This is a genomic window from Mycobacterium scrofulaceum, assembly GCF_001667885.1.
GTDB lineage: Bacteria > Actinomycetota > Actinomycetes > Mycobacteriales > Mycobacteriaceae > Mycobacterium > Mycobacterium scrofulaceum_C.
Genome location: NZ_LZJW01000151.1, coordinates 41,919 through 65,512 on the forward strand (window position 1 = coordinate 41,919; position 23,594 = coordinate 65,512).

Here is a 23,594-nt window from a genome sequence, read left to right on the forward strand (position 1 = left end):
ATCATGATGCGGTGACGCGGCCCGACGACTACCGATCCTTATACGAGTCCTATCTCGCACACTGCAACGAGCATGATTTCGATTCGATGGCCTCGTTCTACACGCCGACCATCAAGGTCAACGGTGTCCCGATGGACCCGACCTCGGTTACCGAGCAATTCGCACCGCTGATCTCCGCGTTCCCCGATTGGCACTGGGAGATACGGCACTTCGTCGTCGACGCGGAGAACATCGTGGTGCACTTCGAGGTCACCGGCACCCACCGGGGAACGTTCCAAGGGATCGAGGCGACCGGTCGACGGGTGAGCATTTCGGAGTTCACCCTGTACCGCATCGAGGAGGGCAAGTTCGCGGAGGTGTGGGACCTCGTCGACATGGCCGCGCTGATGAAGCAGATCAGTTGAGGCGTCGCACCGACAAGCGTTTGCGCCCTTAGTCTTTCACGTGTACAGCCCGGCGATGACGATGATCACGCCCGCGACGACCGCCACGGCCAGTGACAGCAGCAGGAAGCTGACGACTGACTCCTTGGCCGCCGAGGCCTCGTGGTCGGCCGCCGCGATCGGCGCGAGCCTGCGCCCGGCGCCCCACGCCGCCGCGAGCAGGGTCGCGAGCCAGTTCGCGTAGGCGGCGTACACAATCAGCGCGACGGCCGTTACCCCCCAGGCGTGGGTCAGGTGAAGGTGGGGCCAGAGCAGCCCGATCAGCACGAGGAACATTCCGTTGAGGACGGCCTCGAGGTGGCTCGACAGCGCCATGCGCGGGTTCTTCAGCGCCGCGACGGCGAACCCGGTGAGCAGGCCGATCAGGAAGAGAACCAGCCCGAGCGTGAACAGCACCGTCTGCATGTCAGCACCCTAGGGGCGCGGGACGGCGCGCGTCTGCCGTTGTCGTCATCCGCGCCGACGCGGGTCAGCGGGTTCCGGGCGGAAGGCTCGGCGGCGTCGTCACGGTCGTGGTCGGCGTGGACGTGTACGCCGGGCTGCTGGTCACGGTGACGGTGCTCGTGCTGGTGGACGGGGGCGGCACTTCGGTCGTCGTCGTGATCGTCGTGACGCTGGTCGTCGTCGAGGTCGACGACGTCGTCGTCGCCGACGCCGCGGCAAGCACACCGCAGGCCACCCGCTTGCCCGAGTCGCCGGTCGAAGCGCCGCTCAGATTGTCCGCGTTCTGGTGGACGATCAGCGCGGTGCCCGAGCTGTTCCTCAGGTCCGAGGCGGTGAGCAAGCTGGTGGTGGTGACCAGTTTCGCCGAGCCGTCATTGCGGACCTGCAACGCGGTCAGGTCGCCGCTCGCGGGAAAGCCGGTGTGGTTGGGTGCCTGGTACACGCTTCCGGCGGACTCGAAGTCCCCCTCGCATTTGCCCACCGCGTGGACCATCAGCGCATGGAAACCCGGGCTCAGCACCTGGTTGGGTCCGGCCTCCACGGTCACGGTCGCGTATCCATTCGCGAAATCGATGGTGGCGGTGCCGACCTGGCTTCCGTCGGTGCCTTTGAGCTGCGTAGTCATCCGCTCCGTGCCTGGGGGCGCGCTGGAGGACGTCGATGTGCCGGATTGGCCACCCTGCTGGTTCGCGCATGCTGCCAACGGTGCGATGGTCGCGGCGAGCGCCACGGCCGCGAAGGATACGCCCTTGTTCATGGGCCGGGCCTACCCCGATTGGCCGCAATCGAAACGAGGCCCGGCCGCCGGAGCGGCCAGCCCGTCGGTGCCGGGACCTAGGCCGAGCGGCGGATGCCGCGCGTGCGGCCGATGTCGCCCTTCAGCAGCAGATCGCGCTCGGATTCCGAGAGGCCGCCCCAAACCCCGTACGGCTCACCGACTTCCAGGGCGTGCGAACGGCACTCCTGGATGACCGGGCACTGGCGGCACATCTCTTTCGCACGCTGCTCGCGCTGCATGCGGGCGCGGCCGCGTTCACCGTCGGGATGGAAGAACATCGACGAGTCAACGCCGCGGCACAAGCCCTGCAGTTGCCAGTTCCAGATGTCGGCGTTGGGTCCAGGTAGCTGCTCCGGCTGTGGCATTGGTGTCTCCCTCTCTGCACGGCACGCCCAGTAAGGTCATGTTCGCGAAGCGATTGTGCAACTGAAATGAAGCGGCGTCACCGATGACTACCCGTCATGGGTAGACGTTAGGGCTGACGGCGAATTTGCGTCAATAGCCACTTAGCCCGGCAAAGTATGTAATGGTTATAAAAGAATTAACGCTGCGTTCATACGTCAACCATTGGCGAAACATGCTCCGTGCTACCAGGCACTTGACCGAAACGAGATTCCGCAGTTCACGGGGCGGGGGAGGGTCGGCCACGATAAGTACAGGGCCTGTTGTGATTAACAGTTCGGTAACGCGAATAGCACAAACTGTTTACTACCATCGCCGTGATTGAAACTCGTCACACTTTCGTGATTGGCCGGACGTTAGTGGCCGCCGCGTTCGGTGACCGGCCCGGTACGTGGCCGCTGCCGACGGCGGTCTCCCCGGAAGAATTGTGGCTGCGCGCGGTCGCCGCCGGCGGACAGGGCCACTACGGCAGCGCCTACCGGGACCTGGCGGAGCTGCGGCGCAGCGCCGCCACCGGGCGGCTGGTCTCCCTGGCCCACAGCACGCAGGGATCCTTTCTGCGCCAACTCGGTTGGCACGCTCTGGCGCGCGGCTGGGACGGTCGCGCCCTGGCGCTGGCGGGCGAGGAGTCGGAGTCGTGCGGCGACGCCCTCATCGGGCTGGCGGCCGACGCGCTGGGCGTCGGCCGTTTTCCCGTCGCGGCCACGTTGTTGCGGCGCGCGGATTCCGTGCTGGGCACCGGGCCGGTTCCCGACCGGCTGCCGGTGCGGCGAGGGTGGGTGGCCGCCGAGCTGGCGATGGCCCAGGGCGACGGCGAAATCGCCGTCCGCCATGCGAACGAAGCGGTGGACCTCGCGGGCGCCATGACCGTCCCGTCGGTGCGGCACGCGGTGAAGAGCCAAGTCGTGCTGGCGGCCGCCCTCTGCAGCGCCGGGGCGGTCGAGCGTGCCCGCGCGGTGGCCGACGAGGCGCTGGACGCGACCGGGGCGTTAGGGCTGGTCCCGCTGCGGTGGGCGTTGGCGTGCTTGCTGATTGATCTCGGAAGCGTCACTTTTCCGACACAACAGCTGCGGGAAATTCGCGATGTCTCCGCAGGCCACGTGCGGCGCGCCGGTGCGACGTGGCGTTCCGCTTGAAATGGCCCCGCGCCCGTTATTGTCAGTTCGTTAGTTAGCCCGGTTAGCCCGCGATGTGTCCGGTTCGTAACGTTGGAGATACCGCCGTCGATGACAATTCAAGGGGATCGTCTCGACGCTGTGGTTGCCAAGGCCGTGGCGGGGGACAGTAACGCACTACGGGAGGTGCTGGAGACCATCCGTCCGATTGTCGTGCGATATTGCCGCGCGCGGGTCGGGACAGTCGAGCGGGGTGGCCTGTCAGCGGATGACGTGGCACAGGAGGTGTGCTTGGCGACTATCACGGCGCTGCCGCGTTACCGGGACCGGGGACGCCCCTTTCTCGCTTTCCTGTACGGCATCGCGGCCCACAAGGTCGCCGACGCCCACCGCGCCGCCGGCCGCGACCTGTCCTACCCCACCGAAGTGATCCCGGAGCGTTGGTCCTCGGACGCCGGCCCGGAACAGCGGGCCATCGAGGCCGATTCGGTCAGCCGGATGAGTGAACTGCTCGAGATCCTGCCCGCCAAGCAGCGCGAGATCCTGATCTTGCGTGTCGTCGTCGGCCTGTCCGCCGAGGAGACCGCGTCCGCCGTGGGCAGCACCACGGGAGCCGTCCGGGTGGCCCAGCACCGTGCGCTGTCCCGCCTCAAATCCGAGATGATCGCGGCAGGTGACTGTGCCTGAATCTTTGGACGAATTCGCCCGCACCGATCTGCTCCTCGACGCGCTCGCCGAGCGGCGGCCGGTGCACGTCGGCGACCCCGACACGGACGCGATGGCCACCCTGCTGGAGGACTGGCGCGACAACCTGCGCTGGCCGCCGGCCAGTGCGCTGGTGTCGGCCGAGGAGGCCGTCACGGCGCTGCGCACCGGATTGGCCGACCGCCGCCGCAGCCGCCGCGGCCTCGCGACGATCGGGTCGGTCGCCGCGGCGCTGTTGGTGCTGAGCGGCTTCGGCGCCATGGTGGTCGAGGCCCGCCCCGGCACCACGCTCTACGGGCTGCACGCGATGTTCTTCGACCAGCCGCGGGTCAACGAGAAGCATCAGGCGTTGCTGTCCGCCCGGGCCGATCTGGCCAAGGTGCAGGAATCGATCGACCGGGGCGACTGGGACCAGGCCCGCAATCAGCTGACCGAGGTGAGCAGCTTGGTCCAGTCGATCGAAGACCCGGCCAGCAAACAAGAGCTGACGAATCAACTGAATCTGTTGAACGCCAAGGTGCAATCGCGCAATCCGAATGCGACGCTGCCCGCCCCGGCGAACACACCGTCGGCCTGGTCCACCCCGACCACCGCGGTCCCGACGGCGGCCCCGGCGCCGTCCGACGCTTCGCTGAGCCCGTCGGTGACGCCGTCACCGAGTCAGTCGTGGAGCAAGCACCGGCATCACGGCCAGACGTCCCCGTCGGCGGCCACGCCGAACAGTCCTTAGCGGCGGTATCCGTCGGCGTCAGAGGAGGTCGCCTCGTTCAGCGAGGCGTCGGCGTATCCCCGGCAGTAATCCCACGTGACGTAGGCGTCCGGTTCCGGGTCGTAGGCCGGCTCATGCGGGCGTACCGTGCCGTCGATCAGCAGCTGCAACAGGTTCGCCCGCAGCATGTCCCAGTCGTGGTAGTGGTCCTGCTGGCATTCGTCGCAGCACACCACGAGCCCGCGAATACCCTTGTGCGCCAACAGGGCCTCATAAACCGCCAGATCGGCCAGGTCCGCCTCGACCGCCATCCGCTCCTGGGCGTCCAGGGGTTGCCCCGGTTCTACGGCTTCCAAGGCAGCCGACGGATCGCAGGGGTCGTCGGCGAAAGGATCGGGCGGCAAACCCGGTGGGAGGTGATCGCGCACGCACACTAGCCTACGCAGCCCGGCCGGGATAACGCCAGCAGGGAAGCGGCCCGTCGTTTCCGCGCCGTTTGCCGCCCGCGGCGCGCCCCGGCCAGCGGCTCGAGGGGCGCGCGTGCCGATAGGATGGTGTTCTCACGCCGCATCGTATGGAGGGCCCCGCCGATGACCCGTGGCATGTCCCACCTGGAAGACAGCTCCGACCTCGTCGGCAGCCCCTACGTGCGCGTTGGCGGGCTGGTCGACGACGCGGTGCCCACCGGGGGTGACAACCCGCACAAGGTCGCGATGCTCGGGCTCACCTTTGACGACGTCCTGTTGCTGCCCGCGGCCTCCGATGTGGTTCCCGCCACCGCGGACACGTCCAGCCAGCTCACCAAGAAGATCCGGCTCAAGGTGCCGCTGGTCAGCTCGGCCATGGACACCGTCACCGAGTCGCGGATGGCCATCGCGATGGCCCGGGCCGGCGGCATGGGTGTGTTGCACCGCAACCTGCCCGTCGCCGAGCAGGCCGGCCAGGTCGAGATGGTGAAGCGGTCGGAGGCGGGCATGGTCACCGACCCGGTGACCTGCCGCCCGGACAACACCCTGGCCCAGGTCGACGCGCTGTGCGCCCGGTTCCGGATCTCGGGGCTGCCGGTGGTCGACGACACTGGGTCGCTGGTCGGCATCATCACCAACCGCGACATGCGGTTCGAGGTCGACCAGACCCGCAAGGTCGCCGAGGTGATGACCAAGGCGCCGCTGATCACCGCCCAGGAGGGGGTGAGCGCCGACGCCGCGCTGGGTCTGTTGCGCCGCAACAAGATCGAGAAACTGCCCGTCGTCGACGGCCACGGCCGGCTCACCGGGCTGATCACCGTCAAGGACTTCGTCAAGACCGAGCAACACCCCCTGGCCACCAAGGACAGCGACGGCCGGCTGTTGGTCGGCGCCGCGGGCGGCGTCGGCGGCGACGCCTGGGTGCGCGCGATGATGCTGGTCGACGCCGGGGCGGACGTCCTGATCGTCGACACCGCCCACGCGCACAACCGGCTGGTGCTCGACATGGTCGGCAAGCTCAAGGCGGAGGTGGGCGAGAAGGTCGAGGTGATCGGCGGGAACGTGGCCACCCGGTCCGCGGCCCTGGCGCTGGTCGACGCGGGTGCCGACGCGGTCAAGGTCGGCGTCGGGCCGGGCTCGATCTGTACCACCCGCGTGGTCGCCGGGGTCGGCGCGCCACAAATCACGGCGATCCTAGAGGCGGTCGCGGCCTGCGGGCCCGCGGGCGTGCCGGTGATCGCCGACGGCGGGCTGCAGTATTCCGGCGACATCGCCAAGGCGCTGGCCGCCGGCGCATCGACCGCCATGCTGGGGTCGCTGCTGGCCGGCACCGCCGAGGCCCCCGGCGAGCTGATCTTCGTCAACGGCAAGCAGTTCAAGAGCTACCGCGGGATGGGGTCGCTGGGCGCCATGCAAGGTAGAGGAGGGGCTGGAGGGGGGAAGTCGTACTCCAAGGACCGCTACTTCGCCGACGACGCGTTGAGCGAGGACAAGCTGGTGCCGGAGGGAATCGAGGGCCGGGTGCCGTTCCGCGGCCCGCTGTCCTCGGTGATCCACCAGCTCACCGGCGGCCTGCGCGCCGCGATGGGCTACACCGGCTCGCCCACCATCGAGGCGCTGCAGCAGGCGCAGTTCGTCCGGATCACCTCGGCCGGGCTGCGCGAAAGCCACCCGCACGACGTCGCCATGACCGTCGAAGCGCCCAACTACTTCGCCCGCTGAGCCCGGCATGGTGGAAATCGGGATGGGCCGTAACGCCCGTCGCACCTATGAACTGAGCGAAGTCAGCATCGTGCCGTCGCGGCGCACCCGGTCGTCGCAGGACGTGTCGACGACCTGGCAGCTGGACGCGTACCGCTTCGAGATCCCGGTGGTGGCCCACCCGACCGACGCGCTGGTGTCGCCGGAGTTCGCCATCGAGCTCGGCCGCCTCGGCGGGCTGGGCGTGCTCAACGGCGAGGGCCTGATCGGCCGGCACGCCGACGTGCAGGGCAAGATCGCCCAGCTCGTCGAGGCGGCCACCAAGGAGCCCGAACCGTCGGCGTCGATCCGGTTGCTGCAGGAACTGCACGCCGCGCCGCTGAACCCCGACCTGCTGGGCGCCGCGGTCGCGCGCATCCGAGAGGCCGGGGTGACCACGGCGGTGCGGGTCAGCCCGCAGAACGCCCAGGCGCTGACCCCGGTGCTGCTGCAGGCCGGCATCGACCTGCTGGTCATCCAGGGCACGATCGTCTCCGCGGAGCGGGTGGCCAGCGACGGCGAGCCGCTGAACCTGAAGACCTTCATCTCCGAGCTCGACATCCCGGTGGTGGCCGGCGGGGTGCTCGACCACCGCACCGCCCTGCACCTGATGCGCACCGGGGCCGCCGGCGTCATCGTCGGCTACGGCTCCACCCGCGGCGTCACCACCAGCGACGAGGTGCTGGGCATCAGCGTGCCGATGGCCACCGCGATCGCCGACGCCGCCGCCGCGCGGCGCGAATACCTCGACGAGACCGGTGGCCGCTACGTGCATGTGCTGGCCGACGGTGACATCCACACCTCCGGCGAGCTCGCCAAGGCGATCGCCTGTGGTGCGGACGCGGTGGTGCTCGGCACGCCGCTCGCCGAGGCCGCCGAGGCCCTGGGCGAGGGCTGGTTCTGGCCTGCCGCGGCGGCGCACCCGTCGTTGCCGCGCGGGGCGTTGCTGCAGATCGCCCTCGGCGAGCGGCCGGCGCTGGAACGGGTGCTCAACGGCCCGTCCGACGACCCGTTCGGCTCGTTGAACCTGGTCGGTGGCCTGCGCCGATCGATGGCCAAGGCCGGCTATTGCGACCTCAAGGAGTTCCAGAAGGTCGGGCTGACCGTCGGGAGCTGACGTTTTCCTCCGCGAGCGTCACGGCGGCGTGGCGGTCGGTGGAGGTAGCTGGAGGCCGAGGCTCGCTGGTTTATTACCAACCGGTAAGGCCATACTGGTGCGATGAAGCCGGATTACGACGTACTGATCATCGGTTCGGGGTTCGGCGGCAGCGTCAGCGCGCTGCGGCTGACCGAAAAGGGCTACCGCGTAGGCGTACTGGAGGCGGGCCGGCGCTTCGCCGACGAGGACTTCGCCGAGACGTCATGGGACCTGCGCAAGTTCCTCTGGGCCCCCAGGCTGGGTTGCTACGGCATCCAGCGGATCCATCCCCTGAAGAACGTGCTGATCCTGGCCGGGGCCGGGGTGGGCGGCGGCTCGTTGAACTACGCCAACACGCTGTATGTGCCGCCGGAGCCGTTCTTCGCCGACCGGCAGTGGTCGCACATCACGGACTGGCGCGACGAGCTGATGCCGCACTACGAGCAGGCCAAACGGATGCTCGGGGTGGTGACGAACCCGACCTTCACCGACGCCGACCGCGTCCTGAAGGAGGTAGCCGACGAGATGGGCTGCGGTGACACCTTCGTGCCCACCCCGGTGGGGGTGTTCTTCGGCCCCGACGGCACCAAGACGCCCGGCAAGACCGTGCCGGACCCGTATTTCGGTGGCGCGGGACCGGAGCGCACCGGCTGCCTGGAGTGCGGATGCTGCATGACGGGCTGTCGCTACGGCGCCAAGAACACACTGCTGAAGAACTACCTCGGCCTCGCCGAATCGGCTGGGGCGCAGGTCATTCCGATGACCACCGTCAAGGGTTTCCAGCAGCGCCCGGACGGGCTGTGGGAGGTCCGCACCGTGCGCACCGGAAGCTGGCTGCGCCGGGACCGGCGCACCTTCACCGCGACGCACCTGATCCTGGCGGCGGGCACCTGGGGCACCCAGCATCTGCTGTTCAAGATGCGCGACAGGGGCAAGTTGCCGCGGTTGTCCGAGCGCCTCGGCGTGCTGACCCGCACCAACTCCGAGTCCATCGTCGGCGCGGGCAAGCTCGAGGTCGACCCGAACCTGGACCTGACGCACGGCGTGGCCATCACGTCGTCGATCCACCCGACGTCGGACACCCACGTCGAACCCTGCCGCTACGGCAAGGGATCCAACGCGATGGGCCTGCTGCAGACGCTGATGACCGACGGCACCGGCCCGGAGGGCACCGACGTGCCGCGCTGGAAGCAGCTGCTGGACCAGGCCCGCGAGGATCCGCGCCGCATGATGCGGATGCTCAACGTCCATCAGTGGAGCGAACGCACCCTGATCGCCTTGGTCATGCAGCACCTGGACAACTCGATCACCACCTACACCAAGCGCGGGAAGCTGGGCATCCGCTGGTACACCAGCAAGCAGGGGCACGGGGACCCGAACCCGGCCTGGAACCCCGTCGGCAACAAGGTCACCCGGCGCATCGCCGAAAAGGTCGACGGCGTGGCGGGCGGCACCTGGGGCGAGCTGTTCAACATTCCGCTGACCGCGCACTTCCTCGGCGGCGCGGCGATCGGCGACAGCCCCGAGCACGGGGTCATCGATCCCTACCACCGGGTCTACGGCTACCCGACATTGTTCGTGGTCGACGGTGCGGCGATCTCGGCGAACCTGGGCGTCAACCCGTCGCTGTCCATCACGGCGCAGGCCGAACGGGCCGCCTCGCTGTGGCCGAACAAGGGCGAGAACGATCAGCGCCCGCCGCAGGGCCAGGCCTACCGCCGGCTGGACCCGATCGCCCCGCAGCACCCGGTGGTGCCGGCCACGGCGCCGGGCGCGTTGCGCTGGTTGCCGATCACCCCGGTCCGCACGGCCGCCGACGCGTGACGAGCGCGAGCGCCGCGTAGCGGCTAGCTGGCGATCGCCTCGATCGGGGCGCCGCTGACCACCCGGCTGCGTTCCCGGTGGATGTTGAAGGGCACGTCGCCCATCAACGTGACCCGGTGCATCAGCCGGGGCTGGTCGTCGTAGTCGTCGACCGCCCGGTGCTGGGTGGCCCGGTTGTCCCAGATGGCAACGTCGCCCGGCGCCCAGTTCCACCGAATGGTGTTCTCCGGCATGGTGATTCGCCGTTGCAGCATCTCGAAGAGCACGCTCGATTCGTAGCTGTCCAGGCCGACGAACCCGCGCACGAAATTACCGAGCAACAGGGTGCGCTCGCCGGTCTCCGGGTGCACCCGCACCACCGGGTGCTCGGTCCGGAAGTCCGGCTTCTCGAAGGCCTGCCGGAACGCGCGCTGGGTGTCGGTCAATGCCTCGGGGGTGATGTAGTCATAGCGGTTGGTGTGCAGGGCCCACAGGTCGTCGACGAGCCAGGTGAGCGGCTCGGGCAGGTCCTCATACGCCGCCGCGGTGTTGGTCCACAGCGTCGATCCGCCGTAGCGGGGCAGGGTGACGGCGCGCAGGATCGAGGCTGCCGGGTAGTTGGCGACGAACGTGACGTCGGTGTGCCAGCGGTTCGCTTTCCCGTACTCGGAGTTGATCGGCGTGATGACCGGCGCGTTCTTGGCGGCGAGCATCTCGGCGGCCGGGTGGCCGACGGGCGTGCCCAGCAGGCCGGCGAACGCGAGCTGCTGCGCGTCATCGAGGTGGTGCTGGTGGCGGAAGAAGATGACCTTGTGGGTCAACAACGCCTGGTGGATCTTGTCGACCGCGGCCGGGTCGAGGTCGCCCCCGAGGCGCACCCCGTCGACCCGCGCGCCGATGCGGCTGCCCAGCTTGGTGACGGTTATCTGACCAATCATTTTTCATCAGTCCTCGCGTAAAGGTGTGTAGTCAACTGACTACATCGGCTAGTGTAGACACATGACTACAGCGCCCGCAAGTGGCCGCGGGAAAGTGCCCACCGGGCGTGTCGAGGTCGCGGCGGCGATCTTGGAGGCCGCCACCGACCTATTCGCCGAGCGCGGCCCGGCCGCCACGTCGATCCGCGACATCGCCGCCCGATCCAACGTCAACCACGGACTGGTGTTTCGCCATTTCGGCACCAAGGACAAACTGGTGGGCGCCGTGCTCGATCACCTGGGCGCCGACCTGAGTGCCCTGCTGAGCGCCGAGCCGCCCGCCGACGTGCTGGACCGAGCCCTCGACCGGCAGATGCGCGTGATGGCCCGGACCGTGCTCGACGGGTATCCGGCCGGGCAGTTGCAGACGCGCTTTCCCACCGTCTCGGCGTTCCTCGAATGGGTGCTGCCGCTGCACGACAACGAGACCGAGGCGCGGCTCGCCGTCGCCAACGCCCTTGCGCTGCAATTCGGCTGGCGGCTCTTCGCGCCGATACTGCGCACGGCCACCGGGCTCGACAACCTGACGGACGACGAAATACGCGAGGCCGTGCGGGCCGAGGTGGGCCGGATCCTCAATCCCGGCTGACGCTCACTTCTTCCGGGTCAGCGCCCGGCGATGCAGCGGCTCGCGGCCCGGGGGCTGCTGCGGTGGCGGCAGCAGAGGCTTGCGGGGCCGCACCGCAATGGTTTTCGGTGTATCGCTGCTCAGGGTGACCTCTTCACCCGCATGCCGGATGGTGAGCTGGCCGTCCGGCCCATCGCGCACCGTGTAGGTGACGTCGGAATGGTTGACGTCGACCGTGACCCGGAAATCGCGCCACCGAAGGCGAAACCTCAACCGCGAAATGCCGTCGGGCAGTGCGGGATCCAGCGACAGGATGCCCTCATCGTCGCGCAGCCCGCCGAAACCGCCCACCAGGGCGGTCCAGGCGCCGGCCAGCGAGGCCATGTGCAGGCCGTCACGGGTGTTGTGGTGCAGATCGCGCAGGTCGATCAGCCCCGCCTCGTAGGCATAGTCGTGCGCCAATTCCAGGTGGCCGACCTCGGCGCACATCACCGCCTGGGTGCAGGCGGACAGCGACGAGTCGCGCACCATGCGCCGCTCGTAGTAGTCGACATTGCGGGCCTTCTGTTCCGGGGTGAACGCGTGGCTCTGCCACTGCATCGCCAGCACCAGGTCGGCCTGCTTGATCACCTGTGCGGGATACAGGCGCACGTACGGGTCATGCAACAGCAACGGGTAGGAGTGGTTTTCGTCGAAGTCCCACTCCGCCAGCGTGGTGAACCCTTCGCACTGCTGATGGACCCCGAGGCCGGCGTCGTAGGGGATGTTGGCGGCGTCGGCCGCGTCGCGCCAGGACGCCGTCTCCTCGGTGGTGACCCCCAGGGCCTCGGCCGCCTCGGGATGGCGGTTGCAGGCCTCGGCGGCGGTGCGCAGATTGTGCGCGGCCATCAGGTTGGTGAAGACGTTGTCCCGCACGATCGCGGTGTATTCGTCGGGCCCGGTGACGCCGTCGAGGTGCCAGACGCCGTGCCGATCGTGGTGGCCGAGCGAGACCCACAGCCGGGCGGTCTCCACGAGAACCTCGAGGCCGCAATGCTTTTCGAGCTCGTCGTCGCCGGTGACGATGCGGTAGCGCTCGAAGGCCATGGCAATGTCGGCGTTGATGTGCCAGGCGGCGGTGCCGGCCGGCCAGTAGGCCGAGCATTCCTGGCCCCGGATGGTGCGCCAGGGAAAGCTGGCGCCCTCGAGGCCGAGTTCGGCCGCCCGCTCCTTGGCGAGGTCCAGCGTCGACGCCCGCCACCGCAGCGCGTCGGCGACCGCATGCGGCGCGGTGTAGGTGAGCACCGGCAGCACGTAACCCTCGGTGTCCCAGAAGGCGTGGCCGTCGTAGCCGGTCCCGGTGAGCCCCTTCGCCGCGATCGCGCGACGCTCGGCGCGCGCGCTGGCCTGCAACAGGTGGAAGAGCCCGAACCGCACCGCCTGCTGCGATTCGGGGTCGCCCTCGACCTCGACGTCGGCGCAGTCCCAGAAGTCGTCCAGGTACTTGCGCTGCGAATCCAGCAGGCCCTGCCACCCGCTGTAGCGGGCGCTGTGGATGGCGGCGGCGGCCTGGTCGCGCAGCGCCGGGCGGGACCGCATGCTCGACCACCCGTACGCGAGGTACTTGACGATGCGCAGCTTCTGTCCGGCCCGCAGCCCGCAGATCACGGTGGTCCGCGCCAGATCCTCGCGGGCGTCGGTGCTGAACTCGACGCGACCGGGCACGTCGATCTCATGATCCATCGCGGCCGACATCATCAGCGCGCTGCTGCGGGTGCGGTGCATGAGAAGCGCGCCGGTGTCGGTGTTTTCGTGGTCGACGGCCACCAGCGGGTTCTCCAGGATGGCCGACACCCGCGGGTCGCCGGAGGTCTGGGGTTGGTCCTCGTTGGTGACCAGTTCGGACTGCACCGTCACGCGGACGAAGTCGCCGACCGCTTCCACCACGTATTCGATGGCGGCGACCCCGCGCTGGGCCAGGGACACCAGCCGGGTGGACACCAGCTTGATCTCCTTGCCCGCGGGGGAGCGCCAGTGCGCGCGGCGGGTCATCGTCCCGGCGCGCATGTCGAGAACCCGCTCGTGCGAGATCAATTCGCCATAGCGAACGTCGAACGGCTCGTCCTCGACCAGCAGGCGGATGATCTTGCCGTTGGTGACGTCGACGATCGTCTGGCCGGCCTCCGGGTAGCCGTAGCCGGCCTCCGCGTAGGGCAGCGGCCGGATTTCGTAGAAGGAGTTCAGGTACGTGCCGGGCAGGCCGTAGGGCTCACCCTCGTCGAGGTTGCCGCGCAGCCCGATGTGCCCGTTGGACAAGGTGAATAGCGACTCCGACTGGGCCAGGATGTTCAGGTCGAGCCGGGTTTCGCTGACGTGCCATGGATCGACCGGGAACGATTCGTCGGTGATCATGACGGCAGCAGCTCGGCGAGGTCGGTCACCACCACGTCGGCGCCGTTGCGGCGCAGATCGTCGGCCTGGCCAACCCGGTCGACGCCCACCACGTAGCCGAAGTTACCGGCGCGGCCGGCCTGCACGCCGGAGATCGCGTCCTCGAACACGGCTGCGGCGTCGGCGTCGACGCCAAGCAGCTCGGCTCCCCGCAGGTAGGAGTCCGGCGCGGGCTTGCCGGCGATGTGTTCGTCGCGCAGCGTGACGCCGTCGACCCGCTGCTGGATGAACCGGTCCAGTCCGGTGATCTCCAGGACGTCGCGGGTGTTGGCGCTCGAGGACACCACGGCGATTCCCAGTCCCGCCGCGGCGGCCGCCTCCAGGTATCGCCGCGAGCCCTCGAACACCTCGACGCCGTCCTCGCGTAGCACCTTCTGGAACATGTCGTTCTTGCGGTTGCCCAGGCCGTACACCGTCTCGGCGTCCGCCGGGTCGTCGGGGCTGCCGTCGGGTAGCTCGATCCCGCGGCTCTGCAGGAACGACCGGACACCGTCCTCGCGCTTCTTGCCGTCCACGTATTGGCGGTAGTCGGCGGCCGCGTCGAAGGGGACGAATTCATCCCCGGTGCGCTTGGCCCGCTCCGACAGGTAGTCGTCGAACATGGCCTTCCAGGCCTTGGTGTGCACGCTCGCGGTGTCGGTGAGCACCCCGTCGAGGTCGAACAGACAGGCGTGCACCTTCTCGGGCAGACCCAGCACGGGCGGACCTCGCTTCCTGGTCTCGGGCGACTAGCTAAGCGATACCCACTCCACCACGCCGAGCAATCCGGGCGCCACCTGGCCCGCCAGGTTCACCGCACACACACGGCCTGGATGGCGCGAAGCCTCCCGTCAGCCAAGGCCTGGGTCAGGTTGGCGGCCTTGCGGTCGAAGTCGGTGACGAAGGCGTGCAGGCCCAGCGGATTGGGCGGCTGGGCGAGGATCGCCTGCATGAACGCGGCCGCCTGCTCGGTGAGATCGTTCCAGCGCTCGACGGTGAACCCCGCGGACTGCGCGACGGCGCGGAGCCCGTCGGGCGTCACCAGATGGCTGCGCGCCGGCGCGTCGGCCCACGGCAGGGGAAAGTCGGGCGCACCCGCTTCGGCGGTGGTGATGTCCCACAGGGCGAGGCGGCCGCCGCCCTTGAGCACCCGGTGCGCTTCGGAGTAGAGGCGCTCCTTGTCGGCCACGTTCATCTGGACGTGCTGGCTGATGGCGACGTCGAAAATGCCGTCAGCGAAGGGCAGTTCGGTGACGTCGGAGTGGTGAACGGATATTCGGCCATCGAGCCCGACAAGCCGATTGAGCCAGCGGTGCGTTTCGCAATATTCGTCGGTGAGGTCCACCGCGGTGACGTGGCAGCCGTAGCGGTCGGCGACGTAGCGGGCGGTGCCGCCGACCCCGCTCCCCGCATCGAGCACCGCGCTGTCGGCGGTGATTCCCAACAGGTCCACCAGCTGGCCGGTCGCCACGCGGCCCATCGTGTGGAAGTCCTCCAGCAGGCCCAGGTCGCTGGGCGCCAGCCGGTCGAGGTCCTTGCCGGCGGAGACCAGCGCCCGCTCGATGTGGTCGCGGGACAACCCCGTCGAGTACTGGTTCGTGATCGTGTCGGTCATGGCCGCACCTCGGCCCAGGCGGTGATCAGCGAGGGCATGGTGATCAGGGCGTCGGCCGCGACCGCCTCCCGGCGGAATTGCGGCACGAAGTCGTCGAGGTCATCGAGATCGTCCAGGCCGAAGCCCCCTTGTTCTGCGATGGGCGAGACGAGCCGCCAGACCTCCGCGCCATAGGCGAGGATGTCGTCATCGGCGGCGGTACCGATTGGTGCGCCGATGGCCAACCGTGGCGGCCCCAGGCGGGCGTCGGCGAATACCGTGTGCAGCGTGGTGCCGAACCGCGCGGACAGGCCCATGGCCTCGAAGGCGCGGACGATGCCCGAAATGACCTGACTGAACAGCGGCAGGTCCGGGACGGTGCGCGCTCGGGTGATGTCGATTTCGGCGAACGCGATCACGCCGCCGGGGCGCACCAGGGAGCTGAGGCGCCGCAGCGTGGCGGCCGGGTCCGGCAGGTGCATCAGGATCAGTCGGCCGATCACCGCGTCCACGGGCTCGTCCAGCGTGATCGCGTCGATGGCGGCCTGCGTGAAATCGACTGTGCCGAAACCCTGTTCGGCCGCGCGGGCTCGGGCGAGCTCGACCATCTCCGGCGCGGCGTCCACCCCGAGCACGCTCCCGGTCGGACCGACCAGCCGGGCGGCGACGAAGGACACATCGCCGGGCCCGCTGCCGATGTCGAGCACCCGCATCCCCGGCCGCAGGCCGGCGAGCCGCAGCGCGTGCTCGGTGTAGTCGTTGTAGAGCCGGCCCTGCAGCAGGAGTCGCCGCACCTCCGCGTCGGCGTGGCCGAGGACATACGTGCTGGTGTTCATGAGGATTCGATCCTTTCTGTGGTGTGTTCGGTCCGCCACAGCAGGGACTCACCGGAGAGCCGGGGGTGTGCGGGTTGCGGATGTTGTTGGAGCCGGTCGAACTTGTCCAGGCGGTGCATGGGCACGAGTCCGGTCAACAGGAAGGTGCCGAGTTGACGCAGGAAGTTGCCTGGGGTGCGCTGTGTTTCGGGGCCGACATAGCGGCGGGCGATCGTGAGGAAGTCTTCGGGTTCGACCCCCGCGACGTCACGAACGTGCGTGGTGGGGGCGCTGACCTCCCAGGTGCCCAGGGCGTATTCGGGCAGGTAGTGCCGCAGGCTGGACTGGAAGAACAGGTCGGCGCCAAGCCGTTTGGCGCTGACCCGCACGGCGCGCATGAACATCCATGGGGGAATGTCGATGTGGCGCACGCGCCGGCCCAGCGCCTCGCCCATCGCGTCGGCGATGTCGGGCCCCGATAGCAGCGCCGGCCCCGTCGGGCGGTAGGCGCGACCGTCGTGACGGTGCGGGTCAAGCAGCGCGCCGACCGCCACGCGGGCGATGTCCTCGTTGGAGGGGGGCGCATTTCGGCGCGCCCCGGTCGGCGTCGGCAGCACGCCGAGCTGCGCCGCCATTCCGGCCAGCTGCAGGTAGTTGTCGGCGAAGTACCCGGGGTCGACCGCCACGTGGGCGGTGTCAGGCAGCAGCTCGAACAGCTTGTCGGTCAGCCAGGCCTGCCGGGTCATCAGCGAGGGATGCTCCGGGCTGGCCGTCCACTGTCCGAGCGCCACCACCGCTTGGACGCCGGCCCGCCGCGCGCCGACGGCGAAGGCCACCGCACTGTCGAGCGCGTGGGGGTGGTAGGGCGGGTTGAAGTACAACCGGTCGACCCCGTCCAGCGCGGCCGTAACCTGTTGGATGTCAAACATATCGGCGACGATGACTTCGGCGCCCAGCTCCCGCAGCCGTGCGCTGCGCGCGTCCTCACGGTGCACCATGGCCCTGGTGGTGACGCCCTTCTCCAACAGTTGGGCGGCAACCGCACCGCCGATCCTGCCCGTCGAGCCGGTTACCAACACGCGGTTGTTCATGACATTTCCCTTTCGGTTTGCCGCGCCGGCAATAACCAGCCGACGACGATCGCGGCGCCCAGCGCGATGCCCGCGCATACCAGCGAGCTCACCCGCAGGCCGTCGAGGAACGCGTGGTCGACGACGCCGCGGACGTAGCCCGCTTGTGGCGCCGGCAGCTGCTGGATCACCCTGTGCGCCAATGCCATCGAGTGCCGCATCGGCTCGGCGGGCAGCCCGGTCAACGCATTCGCCCCGAGATGTCCGGAGTACACCGACGCGAAGATGCTGCCCGCGATGGCCACTCCGAGGGTGCCGCCGAGTTCGCGCGTCGTGTCGTTGACGGCCGAGCCGACGCCGGCCTTGTCGACCGACAGCGAGCCCATGATCGCCTCGGTGGCCGGCGAAACGGTCAGGCCGAGACCACCGCCGAGCAGGAGCATCTGCATGGCGATCTGGTCGTAGGGCGTGGCGGCGTCCGCCGTCGACGCCCACGCCAGGCCGGCCGCGAACAGGGTCAGACCCGCGGCGACGATGGCCGTGGTGCCGATCCGGTCCACCAGCCGGGGCCCGAGGATGCTGGCCAGCGCGATCGAGGCGGCGACTGGAAGCAGCCGTACGCCGCTCTGAAACGCCGTGTAGTCCTTGATGAATTGGAAGTACTGGGTGATGACGAAGATGAAGCCGAACAGTGTGAGGAAGCCGGCGGTGACCGCAAGGCTGCCGCCGGAGAACCGGCGGTTGACGAACACCGAGACGTCGAGCATCGGGTGAGTGGTGCGCCGCTCCCACAGCGCGAACCCGGTGAGGAGCGCTGCCGCGAGTGCGAATCCGGTCGCGGTCCGGCCGTTGGTCCACCCCCAGGTGGGTGCTTGGATGACCGTGTAGACGAGGGTGGTGATCCCGGCCGCGGACAGGATCAGGCCGGGGACGTCGACACGCGGGGCGGCCGGGTCGCGTGAGGTCGGTACGAAGAGAAATCCGCCGAGGATGGCCACTGCGGCAACGGGAATGTTGACCATGAAGATCGAGCCCCACCAGAAGTGTTCGAGCAGCCAGCCGCCGCTGATCGGTCCCACCGCCACCCCGACGCCCACCATCGCCGCCCACAGCCCGATCGCCTTGGCGCGTGCGGCCGCCTCGGTGAAGATGTTGGTGATCAGCCCGAGGGTGGTCGGAAAGATCACCGCCGCGCCCACCCCCATGGCGGCGCGGGCCGCGATCAGCGCGTCGGCCGAATTCACCTGCGCCGCAACCGTGGACGTGATCGCGAAGAGGGCGAGCCCGGAGTTGAGCCATCCCCGCCTGCCGTAACGGTCCGACAGGCTGCCCGCCGAGAGTAGGAGGCCGGACATCACCAGGGTGTAGGCGTCGACGATCCACTGCAGCTGAGCGGTGTCGGCGCCGAGTTCGCGCGACAACGTGGGCAGCGCGACGTTGACGATCGTGGCGTCGACGCTGATGACGAAGACGCCGAGGCAGATGACGGCCAGCGCGGCAATCGGTCGGTTCCGGAGGAGGGGTTCGGTTCGCATGGACAAGACGCTAAAGCTGATAGACAAATAAATCAAGTACAAAGTTGAAAAAGATGTCTGCGGTTCGGTAATCTGGCGAGGTGGCCTCCCGCAGGAACTACAACCAGAACTGTCCGATCGCGCGCGGGCTCGACGTCGTGGGCGAGCGGTGGACGCTGCTGATCCTGCGCGAGCTGGTCGGCGGCCCGCGGCGCTACGGGGACCTGCGCGACGAGCTGCCGGGCATCGCAACCAATCTGCTGGCCGAGCGACTCAAGGAATTACAGGAAGCCGGGCTTGTCGACCGCGCCGACCTGCCCGCGCCGATCGGGCGCACGGTCTACACCCTCAGCGATATGGGGTGGCAGCGAGTGCTGCCGATCCTGCAGAGCGTCGCGTGGTTCGGGCTGGACCGGCTCGACCCGATTGGCGATGGCCCGGCGACGCCGTTGAACGGCTTCCTGGCCGGGATCCTGCTGGGTTTCAATTCGGCGCGCGCGGCCGGTTTGGAGGTGACATGCCGCGCCGAGATCGACGGCCGTCGATTCGAGTTCGCGATCACGCAGGGGCGCCTGGCCGGTGCGCGGGGCGAGCCTTCGGTGACTCTGACCGCCGGCGCGGCGGACCTGGTGAACGCCCGCCTGGGTCCGACCGAAGCCAAGCGCAAGGCGGCGCTGCGGCGCATCGAATTCCAGGGCGACCCGCAGACGGTCAGCGCGGTGCGTCAGGCCTTTGCGTTGTAGAACTCACCGTTCGAGCAGGGCGTCGACCCACGCTTGCGCGACGAACTTGCCGTAGCGGGTGACCGACCAGCCGCGTTCGAGGACGAGCAGCTCGTAGAGCTCGGGGGCGTGATACGTCCATAAAATGTCGCGCGCCTGTCTGGCGCTGACGCGGAGCTGTCCGGTGCGGGCCAGATCGGAGGCGAACATCGTCATACCGGTCAGGGTTTCGTCCCTGATCTGCTTCCACACTTCCGCGGCATCCGGCGAGACCGCGGCGCCGTCGCGGGCGAGCAGCTGGACCGGTGCGCTGCGCGGCATGCTGGCGGCCAGGTGTTTGGCATAGAGCTCCAGCTTTTCGGCGGCGTCGGTAGCGTTGGCCACATTCTGGATGACGTCTCGCTCGACCATCGGGATCGGTTCGTCGTCGCCGGCCACGGACACATCGAAAAGTGCTTTGAGCACGCCCGCTTTCGTCGAGAAGGCCTTGTACACCGTCTCGACTGACACGCCCGCGTCGCGGGCGATCTCCGCGATCGTCGTCGTCGCGTAGCCCTGAGCCAGGAAGCGCCGCCGGGCGGCCGCGAGCACCGCGCGGCGGTTGTGCTGCGCCTGTTCGCGACGACGGGTCGAGTCGTAGCGGCGCGGAGGCTGGTCCTTGACAGATCCCATTATTTGAATACATTCTCCTATATCTATTACAGTAGACTGTATCAGAAGTTGGGAGCGCGCCATGACAACCGCAACCTGCCACGCCGTCGGCCTTTCCGACGGCGGCCGCCCCACTGACGTGGCGCGCGCCCTGGCGCCCGAGATCACGCGGCGCGCCGCGGAGGCGGAGGCGCTCGGCACCTTGCCGATCGATCTGGTCGAGCGGATGCGCGCCGCCGGCATCTTCCGCGCCGTGCAACCGCGTTCGCTCGGTGGATTCGAGGTGGCTCCAGTCGACTTCATCGAGATGATCGAGGAACTGGCGCGCGCCGACGGTTCGGTGGGCTGGGTCGCGGCCATCGGGGCGGGCGCCCCCGCGTTCACCGCGTGGCTCGAACCCGCAGTCGCCACAGCGCTGTTCGGCCCGAACGCCGACTTCCTCGCGGCGACGGTGTTCGCCCCCACCGGGCGTGCCGTCCCGGACGGCGACGGAGGGTTCGGCATCGACGGCCGGTGGCCGTTCGCCAGCGGTTGTCGCCACGCCGAATGGATCGTGGGCGGGATGTTCGTCTTCGACGGTGACGCCCCGCGCATCATCGCCGAGCAGGGCCCGGACTGGCGCCTCGCGTTCTTTCCCCGCGCCGAAGCCGAAATCGTCGACAACTGGGACGTGCTGGGTCTGCGCGCCACCGGCAGCAACGACGTGGTCGCCCGAGGGTTGCACGTCGCCGAAGAACACACCATCAGCCCCTTCTTCCGGCCGGCCCGCCAGGACGGCACGTTGTGGCGGCTACCGTTCTTCACGCTCGTCGGAGTAGGCCTGGTCGGTGTCCCGCTGGGGATCGCGCGGCGCGCACTCGACGAATTCCGTGAGCTGGCGGTGACGAAGACGCGCGCCGGCACGTTCGAGCCGCTCGCGCAGGACCCCGCCGCCCAAGTCGAGTTCGCCCGCGCCGAAGCCGGTTTGAGGTCGGCACGCGCGTTCGTCCTCGACGAGGCCGGTGGACTGTGGGAAACCGCCCGCGCCGGTGACCCGCCCTCCCTGCAGCAGCGCGCCGGCTTCCAGCTCGCCGCCCAACAGGCGATGCGCGCGGCACGGCAGGCGGTCGATACGGCGTTCGGCCTCACCGGGGCGGGCGCCGTGCATGCGGGCCACCCTTTGCAGCGGTGCTTCCGCGATCTGCACACCGCGGGCCAGCACGTGTACTTCAGCCCGGCGGCCCTCAAGCGCTACGCCGACACCCGATTGGGCATCCCACAGCCGACGCACCTGATGTGATGCGGGCGCTGAGGCTCGAGCGCCGCGTCAGCCTTGCATTGCGTTGATCCACTTTTCGAGCCGGCGGGCCTGGTGGGCCATGACTTCCGGCTGGGCCAGCGCGTTGGTGAGAACCGCGCTGCCCTCATAGGCGATGACGAGTTCGAGCGCCAAATCGCGGGCGTCGCGACGACCCATGGCCTGGAATTGCTGCTCGGTCCACTCCAGCAGGGTCTGCATGATGGGGGCGGTCAGGGCGGGCGATTGGCCCGGCTGGTTGCCGAGTTCGGTGCACAGGCTTCCCAGCGGACAGCCGTGTTCGGCGATCGTGTCGCGCGACTCGGACAACATCCCCACGAGCGCTTTGAGCCGGGCCTTGGGGCTGCCGTGCCGGCGCTGCAAAGCCGCGGTCGCGGAGCGGACTTCCTCGGTGCGCGCCTCGACGACGGCGGCCACGATGTCGTCCTTGGTCTTGAAGTAGTAGTACACGTTGCCCAGGGGGACCTCGGCGGCCTGGGCGATGTGCGCGAGCGTGGTGCCCGCGATGCCCTGGCGGTAAAACAGGTCGCATGCGGCCGCGATCAGTCGCTCTCGCTTGCCGGTTGAGTCAGCCATATCACTCACGGACTATAGACGGCAAGCGTCCATGCTCAGGTTCCACAGCAGGTCCCGGTTCTCCGGCGTGTTGTGCGCGGTCCTGACCTTCCTCGGCCTGGCATTCGCGAAGTATTCCCCGGAGGCCTGCGACGCGCCTGCAGAAGTGGCGAGGAACACCGACGTGGCGGCCCCCTTGTCCGCCGATCGTGAAAATGGCAGGGCCGCATAGGAGATCGCCCGGAAGATCCCTTCCGCCCCGCGCATCATCGGTGTCCTGACGATCCCGGGATGCACGGCATTCGCGGTGACGCGTGTCGGAGCCAGGCGCTGCGCCAGCTCGATGGTGAAAAGCAGGACGTGCAGTTTGGACGCGGCATATGCGCCGATGGTGGAGAACCGGCGCTCGCCTTGGAGGTTGTCCGGGTCGAACTTGCCGCCGCGATACACGCTGGAGCTCAGGTTGATCACCCTGCCCTGGGAGCTGGCTTGCAGTGCGTCGAGCAGCAGGTGGGTGAGATAGAACTGCGCGAGGTAGTTGACCTGAAACGTCGTCTCGTAGCCGTCCTCGGTCAACACCCGTTGCGGCATTACGACGCCGGCGTTGTTGACCAGAACGTCCACGCGCGGGTAGCGCGCCATGAAGTTGCCGGCCAGCCGCTGCAGCTGGGCGAGCGACCGGAGATCGGCGATGAGGTAATCGACGTCGCGGTTGCCGGTGGCCGTCACGATTTGGGAGGTGACGGTTGCCGCCTTGGCCTCGCTGCGCGCGGCGAGCACGACGGTGTAGCCCTTGCGGGCCAGCGCGGCCGCGGTGACTTTGCCGATCCCGTCGGTGGCACCGGTGATCAGGCAGATCGGCTTGTCCATTTTCACTGGGAGGCGGTCTTGAGCTGGCTGGGTCGCGCCAACATGCGCGACATCATCGAGCGGGTGATCGCCGCGGGCACCAGCGCGGTGGTCACCCGGTTGAGCCGACCCGGTATGCAATGGGTTCGATTGCGCGCCAATGCTCGCAGCGCCTCGCGCGCGCAATCGTCCGGGACCATGGGCGGCATCGGCAATCTGTCGGGATCCAGGCCCAGTTCGGCGATCGCCGGTGTGCGGGTGGGTCCCGGGTGTAGCACGGTAACGTGCACCCCGCGCCGGGCCAGCTCGCCGTGCAGGCCGGCGCCGAGGCTGGCGATATACGCCTTGGTCGCCGCCGTGTGCGCCAGGTAGGGCACCCCATGTTTCGCCCCCAGGGCGGAGACCAGCAGTATGCCGCCGCGACCCCGCCGCGCCAGCCGCGCACCGAAGTGATGCGTGAGGCCCAAATGTGCGGCGGTGTTGAGCCGCAGGATCGCCCGCTGCGCCTGCAGGTCCGAGTCCAGGAAAGGCCCGGGCAGCGCGGCGCCCGCGTTCGACACCAGCAGGCCGACGTCGATGTCGTTGGTGGCCTCGCTGATTGGGGCCAGCATGCCCGGATCGGACAGGTCGACGCCGACGGCGCGATAGTCGACCCCGTGATCCCGGGTTAAAGCTGCGCCGAGCTCCTGTAGTACGGGCAGGCGCCGAGCGACCAGGACCACGTCGATGCCCGCTTCGGCCAGCTGCTGAGCGAACGCGCGTCCAATCCCCGACGACGCCCCCGTCACGACGGCCCAGGGGCCGAATCGATCTGCGTTGATACCCATGG

The 23,594-nt window shown here is 68.8% G+C and carries 25 protein-coding genes; 10 read left to right on the forward strand and 15 right to left on the reverse strand.

Annotated features, from left to right (window positions below):
* Positions 1 to 11: 11 nt before the first annotated feature.
* On the forward strand, positions 12 to 404 hold the full coding sequence (locus A5681_RS22075; protein ID WP_197498683.1) for an ester cyclase: 393 nt from the start codon (positions 12 to 14) through the stop codon (positions 402 to 404).
* A gap of 36 nt (positions 405 to 440) precedes the next feature.
* Here A5681_RS22075 and A5681_RS22080 read toward each other — a convergent pair whose 3' ends face one another.
* The 3 genes from A5681_RS22080 to A5681_RS22090 form a co-directional block, all read right to left on the reverse strand.
* The gene (locus A5681_RS22080) at positions 441 to 848 is read right to left on the reverse strand and encodes a hydrogenase (protein ID WP_067280455.1); all 408 of its coding nucleotides are present in this window, start codon (positions 846 to 848) and stop codon (positions 441 to 443) included.
* A gap of 64 nt (positions 849 to 912) precedes the next feature.
* The gene (locus tag A5681_RS22085) at positions 913 to 1,644 is read right to left on the reverse strand and encodes a superoxide dismutase family protein (RefSeq protein ID WP_067280458.1); all 732 of its coding nucleotides are present in this window, start codon (positions 1,642 to 1,644) and stop codon (positions 913 to 915) included.
* Between the two features lie 77 nt (positions 1,645 to 1,721).
* A complete protein-coding gene (locus tag A5681_RS22090; RefSeq protein ID WP_046184677.1) occupies positions 1,722 to 2,030 on the reverse strand; it encodes a WhiB family transcriptional regulator in 309 nt (102 codons plus the stop codon).
* Positions 2,031 to 2,384: 354 nt separating this feature from the next.
* Here A5681_RS22090 and A5681_RS22095 point away from each other — a divergent pair, with 354 nt between their 5' ends.
* From A5681_RS22095 to A5681_RS22105, 3 genes are all read left to right on the forward strand, one after another.
* Positions 2,385 to 3,203: a hypothetical protein gene (locus A5681_RS22095; RefSeq protein ID WP_067280462.1), complete on the forward strand. Its 819-nt coding sequence runs from the start codon at positions 2,385 to 2,387 to the stop codon at positions 3,201 to 3,203.
* Between the two features lie 90 nt (positions 3,204 to 3,293).
* The gene (locus tag A5681_RS22100) at positions 3,294 to 3,869 is read left to right on the forward strand and encodes a sigma-70 family RNA polymerase sigma factor (protein ID WP_066945594.1); all 576 of its coding nucleotides are present in this window, start codon (positions 3,294 to 3,296) and stop codon (positions 3,867 to 3,869) included.
* A complete protein-coding gene (locus A5681_RS22105) occupies positions 3,856 to 4,617 on the forward strand; it encodes an anti-sigma-D factor RsdA (RefSeq protein WP_197498684.1) in 762 nt (253 codons plus the stop codon). Before A5681_RS22100 ends, A5681_RS22105 begins: the two co-directional genes overlap by 14 nt.
* On the opposite strand, the gene A5681_RS22110 is transcribed toward A5681_RS22105, so the two are convergent.
* On the reverse strand, positions 4,614 to 5,024 hold the full coding sequence (locus A5681_RS22110) for a DUF5319 domain-containing protein (protein ID WP_067280469.1): 411 nt from the start codon (positions 5,022 to 5,024) through the stop codon (positions 4,614 to 4,616). The genes A5681_RS22105 and A5681_RS22110 overlap by 4 nt on opposite strands.
* A gap of 162 nt (positions 5,025 to 5,186) precedes the next feature.
* Between A5681_RS22110 and guaB the strand changes: the two genes are divergently transcribed.
* From guaB to A5681_RS22125, 3 genes are all read left to right on the forward strand, one after another.
* Positions 5,187 to 6,785, forward strand: a complete 1,599-nt coding sequence (guaB, locus tag A5681_RS22115) for an IMP dehydrogenase (RefSeq protein WP_067280472.1) — start codon at positions 5,187 to 5,189, stop codon at positions 6,783 to 6,785.
* A 7-nt stretch (positions 6,786 to 6,792) separates the two neighbouring features.
* Complete coding sequence (locus A5681_RS22120; protein ID WP_067280474.1) at positions 6,793 to 7,920, forward strand: GuaB3 family IMP dehydrogenase-related protein; 1,128 nt, start codon at positions 6,793 to 6,795, stop codon at positions 7,918 to 7,920.
* Between the two features lie 102 nt (positions 7,921 to 8,022).
* Positions 8,023 to 9,765 (forward strand): GMC oxidoreductase, encoded by a 1,743-nt coding sequence (locus A5681_RS22125; protein ID WP_067280477.1) that lies wholly within the window; start codon positions 8,023 to 8,025, stop codon positions 9,763 to 9,765.
* Positions 9,766 to 9,788: 23 nt separating this feature from the next.
* On the opposite strand, the gene A5681_RS22130 is transcribed toward A5681_RS22125, so the two are convergent.
* Positions 9,789 to 10,682, reverse strand: a complete 894-nt coding sequence (locus A5681_RS22130) for a TauD/TfdA dioxygenase family protein (RefSeq protein ID WP_067280480.1) — start codon at positions 10,680 to 10,682, stop codon at positions 9,789 to 9,791.
* A gap of 61 nt (positions 10,683 to 10,743) precedes the next feature.
* On the opposite strand from A5681_RS22130, the gene A5681_RS22135 reads away from it, so the two are divergent.
* Entirely contained in the window at positions 10,744 to 11,310 is a 567-nt protein-coding gene (locus tag A5681_RS22135; protein WP_067280483.1) for a TetR/AcrR family transcriptional regulator, read from the forward strand.
* A gap of 3 nt (positions 11,311 to 11,313) precedes the next feature.
* Here A5681_RS22135 and A5681_RS22140 read toward each other — a convergent pair whose 3' ends face one another.
* The 6 genes from A5681_RS22140 to A5681_RS22165 form a co-directional block, all read right to left on the reverse strand.
* Positions 11,314 to 13,680, reverse strand: a complete 2,367-nt coding sequence (locus A5681_RS22140) for a glycoside hydrolase family 65 protein (protein WP_067280486.1) — start codon at positions 13,678 to 13,680, stop codon at positions 11,314 to 11,316.
* On the reverse strand, positions 13,677 to 14,417 hold the full coding sequence (locus A5681_RS22145; protein ID WP_067280488.1) for a beta-phosphoglucomutase family hydrolase: 741 nt from the start codon (positions 14,415 to 14,417) through the stop codon (positions 13,677 to 13,679). The genes A5681_RS22140 and A5681_RS22145 overlap by 4 nt, the downstream gene beginning before the upstream one ends.
* A 92-nt stretch (positions 14,418 to 14,509) precedes the next feature.
* Complete coding sequence (locus tag A5681_RS22150) at positions 14,510 to 15,313, reverse strand: class I SAM-dependent methyltransferase (RefSeq protein WP_067280491.1); 804 nt, start codon at positions 15,311 to 15,313, stop codon at positions 14,510 to 14,512.
* Positions 15,310 to 16,128, reverse strand: a complete 819-nt coding sequence (locus A5681_RS22155; protein ID WP_067280493.1) for a class I SAM-dependent methyltransferase — start codon at positions 16,126 to 16,128, stop codon at positions 15,310 to 15,312. The genes A5681_RS22150 and A5681_RS22155 overlap by 4 nt, the downstream gene beginning before the upstream one ends.
* On the reverse strand, positions 16,125 to 17,198 hold the full coding sequence (locus tag A5681_RS22160; protein WP_067280496.1) for an NmrA family NAD(P)-binding protein: 1,074 nt from the start codon (positions 17,196 to 17,198) through the stop codon (positions 16,125 to 16,127). Before A5681_RS22160 ends, A5681_RS22155 begins: the two co-directional genes overlap by 4 nt.
* Complete coding sequence (locus A5681_RS22165; RefSeq protein ID WP_067280499.1) at positions 17,195 to 18,712, reverse strand: MFS transporter; 1,518 nt, start codon at positions 18,710 to 18,712, stop codon at positions 17,195 to 17,197. The genes A5681_RS22160 and A5681_RS22165 overlap by 4 nt, the downstream gene beginning before the upstream one ends.
* An 80-nt stretch (positions 18,713 to 18,792) precedes the next feature.
* Here A5681_RS22165 and A5681_RS22170 point away from each other — a divergent pair, with 80 nt between their 5' ends.
* On the forward strand, positions 18,793 to 19,434 hold the full coding sequence (locus A5681_RS22170) for a winged helix-turn-helix transcriptional regulator (protein WP_067280503.1): 642 nt from the start codon (positions 18,793 to 18,795) through the stop codon (positions 19,432 to 19,434).
* A gap of 3 nt (positions 19,435 to 19,437) precedes the next feature.
* Here A5681_RS22170 and A5681_RS22175 read toward each other — a convergent pair whose 3' ends face one another.
* The gene (locus tag A5681_RS22175; protein ID WP_067280505.1) at positions 19,438 to 20,085 is read right to left on the reverse strand and encodes a TetR/AcrR family transcriptional regulator; all 648 of its coding nucleotides are present in this window, start codon (positions 20,083 to 20,085) and stop codon (positions 19,438 to 19,440) included.
* Positions 20,086 to 20,146: 61 nt separating this feature from the next.
* Between A5681_RS22175 and A5681_RS22180 the strand changes: the two genes are divergently transcribed.
* Positions 20,147 to 21,343: an acyl-CoA dehydrogenase family protein gene (locus A5681_RS22180; protein ID WP_067280508.1), complete on the forward strand. Its 1,197-nt coding sequence runs from the start codon at positions 20,147 to 20,149 to the stop codon at positions 21,341 to 21,343.
* Positions 21,344 to 21,370: 27 nt separating this feature from the next.
* On the opposite strand, the gene A5681_RS22185 is transcribed toward A5681_RS22180, so the two are convergent.
* From A5681_RS22185 to A5681_RS22195, 3 genes are read right to left on the reverse strand one after another with little or no spacing between them, the layout of a single operon-like run.
* Entirely contained in the window at positions 21,371 to 21,937 is a 567-nt protein-coding gene (locus A5681_RS22185) for a TetR/AcrR family transcriptional regulator (protein ID WP_067280510.1), read from the reverse strand.
* Positions 21,938 to 21,949: 12 nt separating this feature from the next.
* Positions 21,950 to 22,786, reverse strand: a complete 837-nt coding sequence (locus A5681_RS22190; protein WP_067280513.1) for an SDR family oxidoreductase — start codon at positions 22,784 to 22,786, stop codon at positions 21,950 to 21,952.
* A gap of 2 nt (positions 22,787 to 22,788) precedes the next feature.
* On the reverse strand, positions 22,789 to 23,592 hold the full coding sequence (locus A5681_RS22195; RefSeq protein ID WP_067280515.1) for an SDR family NAD(P)-dependent oxidoreductase: 804 nt from the start codon (positions 23,590 to 23,592) through the stop codon (positions 22,789 to 22,791).
* Positions 23,593 to 23,594: the final 2 nt, after the last annotated feature.

What these genes read in the sequence shown, in the direction of transcription:
- A5681_RS22080 (WP_067280455.1), bottom strand. Translation starts at nt 848, where the DNA reads ATGCAGACGGTGCTGTTCACGCTCGGGCTGGTTCTCTTCCTGATCGGC.
- A5681_RS22085 (WP_067280458.1), bottom strand. Translation starts at nt 1,644, where the DNA reads ATGAACAAGGGCGTATCCTTCGCGGCCGTGGCGCTCGCCGCGACCATC.
- A5681_RS22090 (WP_046184677.1), bottom strand. Translation starts at nt 2,030, where the DNA reads ATGCCACAGCCGGAGCAGCTACCTGGACCCAACGCCGACATCTGGAAC.
- A5681_RS22100 (WP_066945594.1), top strand. Translation starts at nt 3,294, where the DNA reads ATGACAATTCAAGGGGATCGTCTCGACGCTGTGGTTGCCAAGGCCGTG.
- guaB (WP_067280472.1), top strand. Translation starts at nt 5,187, where the DNA reads ATGACCCGTGGCATGTCCCACCTGGAAGACAGCTCCGACCTCGTCGGC.
- A5681_RS22120 (WP_067280474.1), top strand. Translation starts at nt 6,793, where the DNA reads ATGGTGGAAATCGGGATGGGCCGTAACGCCCGTCGCACCTATGAACTG.
- A5681_RS22125 (WP_067280477.1), top strand. Translation starts at nt 8,023, where the DNA reads ATGAAGCCGGATTACGACGTACTGATCATCGGTTCGGGGTTCGGCGGC.
- A5681_RS22130 (WP_067280480.1), bottom strand. Translation starts at nt 10,682, where the DNA reads ATGATTGGTCAGATAACCGTCACCAAGCTGGGCAGCCGCATCGGCGCG.
- A5681_RS22135 (WP_067280483.1), top strand. Translation starts at nt 10,744, where the DNA reads ATGACTACAGCGCCCGCAAGTGGCCGCGGGAAAGTGCCCACCGGGCGT.
- A5681_RS22140 (WP_067280486.1), bottom strand. Translation starts at nt 13,680, where the DNA reads ATGATCACCGACGAATCGTTCCCGGTCGATCCATGGCACGTCAGCGAA.
- A5681_RS22150 (WP_067280491.1), bottom strand. Translation starts at nt 15,313, where the DNA reads ATGACCGACACGATCACGAACCAGTACTCGACGGGGTTGTCCCGCGAC.
- A5681_RS22155 (WP_067280493.1), bottom strand. Translation starts at nt 16,128, where the DNA reads ATGAACACCAGCACGTATGTCCTCGGCCACGCCGACGCGGAGGTGCGG.
- A5681_RS22160 (WP_067280496.1), bottom strand. Translation starts at nt 17,198, where the DNA reads ATGAACAACCGCGTGTTGGTAACCGGCTCGACGGGCAGGATCGGCGGT.
- A5681_RS22165 (WP_067280499.1), bottom strand. Translation starts at nt 18,712, where the DNA reads ATGCGAACCGAACCCCTCCTCCGGAACCGACCGATTGCCGCGCTGGCC.
- A5681_RS22175 (WP_067280505.1), bottom strand. Translation starts at nt 20,085, where the DNA reads ATGGGATCTGTCAAGGACCAGCCTCCGCGCCGCTACGACTCGACCCGT.
- A5681_RS22180 (WP_067280508.1), top strand. Translation starts at nt 20,147, where the DNA reads ATGACAACCGCAACCTGCCACGCCGTCGGCCTTTCCGACGGCGGCCGC.
- A5681_RS22185 (WP_067280510.1), bottom strand. Translation starts at nt 21,937, where the DNA reads ATGGCTGACTCAACCGGCAAGCGAGAGCGACTGATCGCGGCCGCATGC.
- A5681_RS22190 (WP_067280513.1), bottom strand. Translation starts at nt 22,786, where the DNA reads ATGGACAAGCCGATCTGCCTGATCACCGGTGCCACCGACGGGATCGGC.
- A5681_RS22195 (WP_067280515.1), bottom strand. Translation starts at nt 23,592, where the DNA reads ATGGGTATCAACGCAGATCGATTCGGCCCCTGGGCCGTCGTGACGGGG.